The organism is Mycobacterium sp. KBS0706, from assembly GCF_005938675.2.
Taxonomy (GTDB): domain Bacteria; phylum Pseudomonadota; class Alphaproteobacteria; order DSM-16000; family Inquilinaceae; genus Inquilinus.
Genome location: NZ_VCCH02000020.1, coordinates 98632 through 107380 on the forward strand (window position 1 = coordinate 98632; position 8749 = coordinate 107380).

Below are 8749 nucleotides of genomic sequence, written 5' to 3' on the forward strand. Positions count from 1 at the left end.
TATGCGCCACCGCGGTTTCGGTTAGTCTCGACCGCACGGAGGGATGCGGACGATGGGCGAGGTGATCAATCTGCGGCAGGCGCGCAAGGCCAGGGCCCGCGCCGGGAAAGAGGCGCAGGCGCAGGAGAACCGCGCCCGCTTCGGCCGCACCGGGGCGGAGAAGCGGCAGGATGCCGACGCGGCGGAGCGCGAGACCCGCCGGCACGACGGCCACCGCATCGACGAGGATGAGGATCCGGACGGAGGCGCTGCCTAGATGCGCTCCGTCTCGCGCGTCGCGGTCCTGGCTGCATTGCTCGGGCTGATACTGGCCGGCTGCGCCGGCCCCGCCCGGCCGCCCAAGGGCGGCGGCACCGGCGGCGTGGCCACCGATTTCCAGCACCTGCCGGGCTGGCGGGAGGACGGCGTCGCCGCCGCCCTGCCGGCGGTGTGGAACACCTGCAGCGTCTATGCCGGCAAGTCGCCGGGGACGCGGCTGAACTACAACGGCATCGACGGGCCGGTCGAGGACTGGGTGCCGATCTGCGACGCCGCCCACCGCCTGGGCGGCCGCGACGAGGCCCAGGCCCGGCAGTTCTTCGAGACCTGGTTCACCCCGGTCGCCCTGGCCGGCTTCGACAACGGCCAGTTCGGCCGCTTCACCGGCTATTTCGCACCCGAGCTGAACGGCAGCCGGGTGCGCCGCGGCGCCTACCAGACGCCGCTGTACAGCACCCCGTCCAACGCCCGAGACCGCCGCAAGAGCCGGGCCGAGATCGCCCGCGGCGCGCTGGAAGGGCGCGGTTACGAGATCGCCTGGGTCGACGACCCGATCGACGCCTTCTTCCTGGAGATCCAGGGCTCCGGCAAGGTCCGGCTGGACGACGGCAGCGTCATCGGCCTGAAGTTCGACGGCCAGAACGGCCAGCGCTACAAGGCGGTCGGCCGGGTGCTGGTCGATGCCGGCATCGCCACGCTGGACGAGATGTCGATGGGCTATATCCGCAACTGGATGATCGCCAACCCCGACCGGGCGCAGTGGCTGATGAATCAGAATCCGAGCTACGTCTATTTCCGCGAAAAGACGGCCGAGGACGTGATCGGGGCGCATGACGTGCCGCTGACGGCGGGGCGCAGCCTGGCGGTCGACCGCGACTACATCTCGCTGGGCACGCCGGTCTGGCTCGACATCGAGGACGACCCGACGGTGCCGAACCGGACATTGCGCCGGCTGGTGCTGGCCCAGGACATCGGCGGCGCCATCCGCGGCCCGATCCGCGGCGACCTGTACTGGGGCGAGGGCCACGCCGCCGGCGACATGGCCAGCGCCATGAACGCCGAGGGCCGGGCCTATATGCTGGTGCCGCGGGCGACGCTGGGCTTGACCGCCGGCCGCTGAGGCGGGCAACAACGGCGAAATTCAGGCATCCAGTCCTGCACGAATCGAAGGCAGGCGATGCAAGGCGCGCAATGGCGCCGCCGATTCGGCCGACGTAAGGTAAGGATCGCGGCCCCGAGGCCGTCCTATGCCGGCCGCCGCCACCATGACCCTCACGCTCGCCCAGCCCCGCGCCTCCGTCGCCGCGGGCATCGGCTTCGCCTGTCTCGGCTTCGCCCTCTACACCTGCATGGACACTGCGGTGAAATGGGTGTCGGCGGGCTTCCCGCTGTACCAGGTGATCTTCTTCAACTCCGCCTTCGGCCTCCTGCCGATGCTGGCCTATGCCCAGCTGACCGGCGGCGTCGGCCAGATGCGGACCCGGCGGCCGTGGCTGCACATCGCCCGGTCGGCGATGGGGCTGGCGGGGTCTTTCACCTGCTTCCACGCCTATGCCGAGATGCCGATCGCCGACGTCTACGCCGTGCTGTTCTGCGCGCCGCTCTTGATCACCGCGCTGTCGGTGCCGATCCTCGGCGAATCCGTCGGCTGGCGGCGCTGGACCGCGGTCGGGGTCGGCTTTATCGGCGTCATGGTGATGCTGCGGCCGGGCGCCGGCATGGCCAACCCGGCGGTGCTGGGCGCGCTGTTCTCCGCCATCGTCAACGCGGTCGGCTTCCTGCTGTTGCGCCGCTTCATCGCCAGCGAGAACCGGATCTCCTTCGGCTTCTACGCCAATTCGACCACCGCCATCGTCACCGGCCTGATGATGCTGGCCTTCGGCGGGGTGATGCCGGAGCTGCGCGACCTGCTGGCGATCGCCATCGGCGGCGTGCTGGGCGGCACCGCCTATCTGTTCGTCACCAACGCCTATCGCCAGGCGCCGGCCGCGGTGGTGGCGCCGTTCCAGTACAGCCAGATGATCTGGGGCGTGGTCTCCGGCTACCTGCTGTGGCGCGACGTGCCGGACCCGACCATGCTGGTCGGCTGCGGCATCGTCATCGCCAGCGGCCTCTACATCCTGCACCGCGAGACGGTGCGCCAGGCGCCGGTGGCACAGGGCGCGACCCCGGCCGCCACCGTCGCCTCGGTGTCTTCGCCGATCAGGACGTCGCCGGACCACGGCTGAGCCGTTCGCGCACCGCGGGCGTGGCCAGGCAGGTGGCGACGGCCTCGTAGCCGGGCGCGCCGGGCCAGGGCGCGACATAGGCCGGCGGGCTGTGATTGGCCGGGCAGAGCAGGATCGCCTCGTCCGGGCCGACCGCCGCCAGGTCCAGGATGGCGCAGGAGCGGGTCATCAGGAACAGCGGGCGGCTATCGGGGCCGCGGCGGCGCAGATGGGCGATCAGCGCCTCCTGCGTCGCCCGGTCCAGCGCCTGTTCGACCATGTCGACCACCACCGGCCCCTCGGCCTCCAGCCCGGCCAGCAGGGCGACCAGCGCATCCGAGGCCGTGGCGCCGTCCTCGGCCAGCCAGGCCAGGGCCCGGTCGATTCGGGCACGGAGATCCGGATCGGCGTCCAGCCGGGACTTGGCCGCGGCCCCGCCATCGTCCAGCCGGTCGAGGCCGAGGAAGATGGCGCCGGGCAGGGTTTCGGCCAGGCGCAGCGCCAGCCGCGTCTTGCCGCTGCCGAGCGGGCCGATGATGTAGGTCAGCGGCCGCACCGGTCCGAGCTCGAACCGCTCGCCGCCCCAGGGCCAGGGCAGGTCGAAGGCGATGCCGGACCCGGAGGGCGACAGCAGGTTCGCCAGTTCCCCGGCGGTCGGCGCCCGGCCGCGGGCGAGGTCGTCGCGCAGGCCATGGACCCGCTCGATCGCGCCGGCGAGCTGGCGCAGCCGGCCTTCCAGCGCCGCCTGATGCGCCGCCAGTGCCGGCTCCAGCCCCTGCGGATCGCCCTGCAGCACCCGCGCCACCTGGGCCAGGCTGAGGCCGAGCGCGCGCAGGGCGGCGATCTCGCCGGCGCGGCGCATCTCGTCGGGGCCGTAGGCGCGCCAGCCGGCGGCGCTGCGCACCGGGGCGAGCAGGCCGCGCTGCTCATAGAGCCGGAGGGCCTTGGTGGACACGCCGAGCCGGCGGGCGGCTTCGGAGGCGTTCAGGAACCGGGTCGTCACGACTCACCTCGTTGCGGGTTGACCGCCCCTCTTATCGGAGCGGTCCCAGGGGCCGGGTCAACAGGGATTGGCGCTGCGGCATGGCCCGGCCAGCACGGTGAATTCCGGCATCGCGAGTACCCCGACCCGAGACGAAGGACGTGGCGGTCCGGCAGCGCGATCCGCGGATTGCCACGCCCCTTCAGGACTAACAAGTAACTGACCGCTCAGGCGGCTCGTTACATCAAGGGCGGGTCGGCCTCCGGCCGGTGCTAAACTCGCAATGACGGATCGATAGCTCGGGCCGGCAGTGTAGAATGTCACAAATCCGGCTCGCGGTAGTGAGCCCAGCTATCAAGCTGGCCGCGAGGCGGCGCGATGTCCGCTTTTATCTCAACTTCTTCCTTGAAAACAGATGTCCATATCTTTCTGATGAATATTGTATATTCGTCATCGGAGATTTTGCGTAAACTAAATTCGAGCAAAACGATATCAATCTGGGTTGCTTTCGCGATTGCCTCCAATCTTTTATTTGCCTTGCTTTTTGTTACAATATTGGTACTATCAAGCTCTTTTACAAATTCCCAAATTTCGTATGCGCCCCGTAGGCTAAATTGCCGAATTACCGCCGTCCGGGTCTCAAGATATATCCAAACGAGCGACTGGCTCACACAGTCTACGACAAAATTAAAAGAATAGCTCGTTCGCATCGCCAACAGAACCGGATCTGAGTATGCCAATTTTGTTACGCTAAATATCCCCTCACTGTTAAATCGCTCGACAATCGGCCGTTGCATCCCTTGCAACTGCGATATTGGATCCAATGCTCCTTCATCAGATTTATCGATCTTCAATTGGCTTTCCACAATGCGACGAATTAGCTTGGCCATCATGTCGGTCGGAAATGCGCCGAGACCAAAAGCCAGGAACGGCATTATTTCTTTATTTGCTATTACCCCAACGGCATAGCCCAACGGCACGCACGCAACCAGCCGGGCTGCCCCCCAAAGAAGATCAGATGGCGCGACATCCCGATATCGCGCCTTCGCAATAAAGTCATTCAAAAGCCAGACATATGCGCCCGACAAGGCCGCAAGAGCTGGCCAAGGTAGTATGTATTGACTTGATGGACCTGTGATTAAATTAGAAATCAGCGCCGCGAGATCCGGCCAGGGGCGCAGGTATTGACTTAATGGGTCTGCAATCAGGCAAGAAGTTGCTGACAGGGCAATCATGATGGATATAATTATAATTAACGAAATCAGAAGCAAATAGGGAACTGCGTATTTTTGTTTTCCAAATCTTTTATAATATGATTTTCAAATGTCTTTCTTAATCGACCTTTATCAGTATTTCTATTATTTTGATAAATGAAACGATAATATTGATCAATCGCATCATCACTAAATTCGTTCGCAATCTCTAATTTTCTCTCTTCAAGACTGTATATTAGAAAGTACCATATTGGAATTGATATGGCTATTGCCGGAACAAAAATAACTATGAACAATTCTAAAATCTGCATTAGAGAATATAAATACTCTATGATATTCGCCATCATGATGCTTCTTCCCATGCAATATTATACAATCATTGTTTCAGAAAATTTAGAATTCTATGATCTGTATTTTATCTTGAACCAATTTCGGTCTTCACATTGCCGAGCCACGGACCTCCATTGCGGCGTCGATCATCTCTGTTCTCGGTGAGTAACGACCTGCGGCTTCTGACAGCCCAATATGCCCGACTATACCACTCTCCGGGGCACACCCTAAGCGGACGTTGGAATAGCCTTGGGATGAACCGGTCATTCGGGCCTGCTCACCCCGGCTTCCGCAAATGGCCGATCTCCGCCCTCCTCCTCCACCGGTGGCAGGCACTCCAGCAGCCAGGCGCGGAAGGCGCCGGCGGCGGGGGAGAGGCGGCGGTCTTCCGGCATCGCCAGCCAGTACCAGCTGCGCGGCACCGTGACGTCGAACAGCCGCACCAGCCGGCCGGCGGCGATGTCGCGGGCGCAGAGCACGTCGTCGCCCATCGCCACGCCCTGCCCCGCCATCGCGGCGTCCAGCGCCAGCGCCACGTCATGGAAGCGCGGGCCGCGGGTGGCGTCGATGCCCTCGACCCCGACCTCGGCCAGCCACAACGACCAGGTCTGGGCGCTTTCGTCATGCAGCAGGGTCTGGCCGCGCAGATCCGTCGGCGTCCTGAGCGTTGCCGCCAGGGCCGGGGCGCAGACCGGATAGTCCATCACCCGGACCAGCCTTTCCGCCGCCACGCCGGGCCAGCCGCCGCGGCCGTAGCGGATCGCCAGGTCGGTCTGGTCGCTGCGGAAATCGGCCAGGCGCAGGGTCGGGTCAAGCTCGATGTCGATGCCGGGATGGCTCTGCCGGAAATTCCCCAGCCGCGGCACCAGCCAGCGCCCGGCGAAGGCGGGCTCGACCGACAGGCGCAGCCGGCCGCGCCCGGTTTCGGCGGCGATCGCGACCATTCCCTGGGACAGCCGGTCGAAGGCGTCGGCGACCACCGCGGCGAAAGCCCGCCCGGCCTCGGTCGGCGCCAGGCCGCGGCCCTCACGCAGCAAGAGCGGCACGCCCAGCCGCGCCTCCAGGCCGCGGACATGGCGGCTGATCGCGGCATGGCTGACGCCGAGCTCGGCCGCGGCGGCGGTGAAGCTGCCGCGGCGGGCGGCGGCCTCGAAGGCGCGGACGGCGTTGAGCGGCGGCAGCGGGCGCATCGGCCATCTGTAACTTTTCCTTACAGATACTGCAAGGGAACGGCGTTTGTGCCGGGTCGGGCGAAGCGGCAGAGTCTCCTCATGCCCAGGAGGCGACCATGTTCCACCGTCTGCTCGACGCCTATCTCACCGTCTTCGCCCCCGCCCCACGCCGCGCCCCGGTTCTGCCGGAGGAGGTTCGCGCGGAGACCCTGCCGCCGCTGCCGATCGGCCGGCGCCGCAGCCGCCCGTCGCGGCGGCCGATGGTGATCGGCCGGCCGTGACCGAGGGCGCGCCCTCCTTCCCGCTCGAGGGCGGCTGCCTGTGCGGCGCCGTGCGCTACCGTATCGACGGACCGGTCGCCTCGGTCGACTATTGCCATTGCCGGATGTGCCAGAAGGGCACCGGCACCCCGGCCGTGGCCTGGGCGACCGGCCCGTTCACGGGCTTCCATTGGACGAAGGGCGAGCCGCGCGGCTTCCGCTCCTCGCCGGTCGGGCGGCGCTGGTTCTGCGCCGGTTGCGGCTCGCCGCTGGCCTTCGAGGGCTTCGAGCCCGAGGGCAAGACCATGGGCATCACCCTGGCGACGCTGGACGACCCGGCGGCGCTGCGGCCGCGCCAGCACGCCTGGATCGGCACCCGCATCCCCTGGCATGCGATCGACGAGATGCTGCCGCAGTATGAGGATGAGGGGCCGGACAGCGGCATCTGACCGCTACGCCTTCGCCGGCGCCGCACCGTTGCGGCGGCCCGGCAGCCGGGCGAAGACCAGGACGTTGCCGAGCAGCACCAGCGCCACCCCGGCCATTGCCGACGCGGTCCAGACATAGCCCTCCAGCACGGCCGAAATGTTCAGCGCCACCAGCGGGAACAGCACGCTGGAATACGCCGCCTTGTCCGCTCCGATGCGGCCGACCAGCGTCAGATAGGCCAGGAAGGCGATCACCGAGCCCGGGATGGCGAGGTACAGCAGCGCCCCGACATAGGTCGGCGACGGATCGAAGCGCCAGGGCAGGCCCTGGACCAGCGTCACGGCCAAGAGGATCAGCGCGCCGTACATCATGCCCCAGGCGGTGGTGGTCCAGGGGGTCAGGCCGCGGCGGCGATGGACCACGGCGAAGACGCTGCCGATGCCGAAGCCCATGGTGCCGGCCAGGGCCAGGCCGAGGCCGTAGAGCATCTTGAGGTCGAGCTGCGCCGGATCGATGCCGAACAGCAGCCACAGCCCGGCCAGACCGACCGCGCCGCCGGCCAGGACCCGCGGCTTCAGCGGCTGGCCGAGCGCGACCCGGCTGAACAGCGCGGTCCAGACGCTGCCGGTGGAAAAGGCGACGGCCACTAGGCCGCTCGGGACATAGGCCGAGGCGTGATAGACCAGCAGGAAATTGCCGCTGAACAGCGCCAGCCCCTGGCCGAGGCAGACCAGATGGTCGCGCGGGCGCAGGATCTCGCGCCGGCGGGTGACCAGCACCAGCGCGAACATCACCACGGCGGCCAGGGCGAAGCGGTAGAGGATCGACAGCTCCACCGGCACCGGGCCGATCTGGTAGTGGATGGCGATCCAGGTGGTGCCCCAGATCAGGACGACGAGCAGGTACAGGGCGGCGGTCATGGGGGTTCGGGGGTTCCGGAGTCTGGGCCTCACCCTGCGCCTGCCAGCGGCGCCAGGATTGCACGTCCTTGCGCAGTTTCCGCGCGGCCTCTGGCTCGCGGCGGGGCGCGGGACTAAGGTTCCGACACCATGAACCGGCCCGGACCGAGGATCGACGAGACCCCGCTGCAGCGGCTGGCGGCGCGCTATGGCGTGGCCGCGGCGCTGGCGTCGTCGCGCGCGGTGCTGGAGCGCACGGTCGAGATCGGCGACGGCTTCACCCTGGCCGAGTGGTGGAACGCCCATGACACCACCGGCTACCACGCCCCCGGCCACCACACGCTGAGCCTGTATCTGGAGGGCGGCGAGGGCACCCGGCGCATCGGCTTTCCCGGGCGGATCGGCGGGCCCGGCCGGTTCTGCCTGCTGCCGGCCGAGCATGAATCGCACTGGATCCTGACCCGGCCGATGCGCTTCCTGCATTTCTATTTCGACCGCGGCGCCCTGGCCGCAGCCGGCGCCGCTGCGCATGATGCCGACATCCGCGAGACCACGCTGCCGGACGACACCTTCTTCGACGACCCGGATGCGGCCCGGCTGATGGCCGGGCTGATCCGGCTGGACTGGGGCGACGCGGCCTCCCGGCTGGCGGCGACCCAGAGCGGGCACGAACTCCTGGCCCATCTGGCCGGCCGCAGGCTGCGCCGCCGCCCCTCACCCGCCCTCGACGGCGGCTTGGCGCCGCATATCCGCCGCCGGGTGCTGGAGCTGATCGAGGCGGCGCTGGACGAGCCGTTGACGCTGGGCCGGCTGGCCGCGGCGGCGGGGCAGTCGGAGTTCCACTTCGCCCGGATGTTCCGCGCCTCGGTCGGGCTGCCGCCGCACGCCTATGTGCTGGCCCGGCGACTGGACCGCGCCCGCAGGCTGCTGGCCGGGAGCGACCGGCCGCTGGCCGAGATTGCCGCCGCCTGCGGCTTCACCCATCCGAGCCACCTGAC

At 67.4% G+C, this 8749-nt stretch carries 11 protein-coding genes; 6 read left to right on the forward strand and 5 right to left on the reverse strand.

Annotation, left to right across the window (positions count from 1 at the left end; all coding sequences use genetic code 11):
* The first annotated feature begins 52 nt into the window (after positions 1–52).
* The 3 genes from FFK22_RS13575 to FFK22_RS13585 all read left to right on the forward strand — a co-directional run bounded on the left by FFK22_RS13575 (position 53) and on the right by FFK22_RS13585 (position 2486).
* Positions 53–256 carry a DUF4169 family protein gene (locus FFK22_RS13575; RefSeq protein ID WP_138893119.1) on the forward strand — a complete coding sequence of 68 codons (204 nt, stop codon included), beginning with the start codon at positions 53–55 and terminating at the stop codon, positions 254–256.
* A complete protein-coding gene (locus tag FFK22_RS13580) occupies positions 257–1378 on the forward strand; it encodes a murein transglycosylase A (RefSeq protein WP_138893120.1) in 1122 nt (373 codons plus the stop codon).
* A 127-nt stretch (positions 1379–1505) separates the two neighbouring features.
* Positions 1506–2486 carry a DMT family transporter gene (locus tag FFK22_RS13585; protein WP_138893121.1) on the forward strand — a complete coding sequence of 327 codons (981 nt, stop codon included), beginning with the start codon at positions 1506–1508 and terminating at the stop codon, positions 2484–2486.
* Here the strand turns inward: FFK22_RS13585 and FFK22_RS13590 are convergent.
* The 4 genes from FFK22_RS13590 to gcvA form a co-directional block, all read right to left on the reverse strand.
* Positions 2461–3468 (reverse strand): MerR family transcriptional regulator, encoded by a 1008-nt coding sequence (locus FFK22_RS13590; RefSeq protein ID WP_138893122.1) that lies wholly within the window; start codon positions 3466–3468, stop codon positions 2461–2463. The genes FFK22_RS13585 and FFK22_RS13590 overlap by 26 nt on opposite strands.
* Before the next feature lie 299 nt (positions 3469–3767).
* Positions 3768–4682 (reverse strand): hypothetical protein, encoded by a 915-nt coding sequence (locus FFK22_RS13595; protein WP_138893123.1) that lies wholly within the window; start codon positions 4680–4682, stop codon positions 3768–3770.
* Positions 4683–4708: 26 nt separating this feature from the next.
* A complete protein-coding gene (locus FFK22_RS13600) occupies positions 4709–5008 on the reverse strand; it encodes a hypothetical protein (protein WP_138893124.1) in 300 nt (99 codons plus the stop codon).
* A 246-nt stretch (positions 5009–5254) separates the two neighbouring features.
* Entirely contained in the window at positions 5255–6181 is a 927-nt protein-coding gene (gene gcvA / locus FFK22_RS13605) for a transcriptional regulator GcvA (RefSeq protein WP_138893125.1), read from the reverse strand.
* A gap of 98 nt (positions 6182–6279) precedes the next feature.
* Here gcvA and FFK22_RS42935 point away from each other — a divergent pair, with 98 nt between their 5' ends.
* Together FFK22_RS42935 and FFK22_RS13610 are read left to right on the forward strand one after the other, a co-directional pair.
* The gene (locus FFK22_RS42935) at positions 6280–6444 is read left to right on the forward strand and encodes a hypothetical protein (RefSeq protein ID WP_186002454.1); all 165 of its coding nucleotides are present in this window, start codon (positions 6280–6282) and stop codon (positions 6442–6444) included.
* On the forward strand, positions 6441–6872 hold the full coding sequence (locus tag FFK22_RS13610; RefSeq protein WP_221938575.1) for a GFA family protein: 432 nt from the start codon (positions 6441–6443) through the stop codon (positions 6870–6872). The genes FFK22_RS42935 and FFK22_RS13610 overlap by 4 nt, the downstream gene beginning before the upstream one ends.
* A 3-nt stretch (positions 6873–6875) precedes the next feature.
* Here FFK22_RS13610 and FFK22_RS13615 read toward each other — a convergent pair whose 3' ends face one another.
* Positions 6876–7772 (reverse strand): DMT family transporter, encoded by an 897-nt coding sequence (locus FFK22_RS13615; protein ID WP_138893126.1) that lies wholly within the window; start codon positions 7770–7772, stop codon positions 6876–6878.
* 129 nt (positions 7773–7901) lie between these two features.
* On the opposite strand from FFK22_RS13615, the gene FFK22_RS13620 reads away from it, so the two are divergent.
* Positions 7902–8749: helix-turn-helix domain-containing protein (locus FFK22_RS13620; protein ID WP_143956819.1), on the forward strand; the 848-nt coding region annotated here is incomplete at its 3' end.

Excerpts from the sequence above, each read along its gene's own strand:
- gcvA (WP_138893125.1), bottom strand. The coding sequence starts at position 6,181 with ATGCGCCCGCTGCCGCCGCTCAACGCCGTCCGCGCCTTCGAGGCCGCC.
- FFK22_RS13615 (WP_138893126.1), bottom strand. The coding sequence starts at position 7,772 with ATGACCGCCGCCCTGTACCTGCTCGTCGTCCTGATCTGGGGCACCACC.
- FFK22_RS42935 (WP_186002454.1), top strand. The coding sequence starts at position 6,280 with ATGTTCCACCGTCTGCTCGACGCCTATCTCACCGTCTTCGCCCCCGCC.
- FFK22_RS13585 (WP_138893121.1), top strand. The coding sequence starts at position 1,506 with ATGCCGGCCGCCGCCACCATGACCCTCACGCTCGCCCAGCCCCGCGCC.
- FFK22_RS13575 (WP_138893119.1), top strand. The coding sequence starts at position 53 with ATGGGCGAGGTGATCAATCTGCGGCAGGCGCGCAAGGCCAGGGCCCGC.
- FFK22_RS13580 (WP_138893120.1), top strand. The coding sequence starts at position 257 with ATGCGCTCCGTCTCGCGCGTCGCGGTCCTGGCTGCATTGCTCGGGCTG.
- FFK22_RS13595 (WP_138893123.1), bottom strand. The coding sequence starts at position 4,682 with ATGATTGCCCTGTCAGCAACTTCTTGCCTGATTGCAGACCCATTAAGT.
- FFK22_RS13600 (WP_138893124.1), bottom strand. The coding sequence starts at position 5,008 with ATGATGGCGAATATCATAGAGTATTTATATTCTCTAATGCAGATTTTA.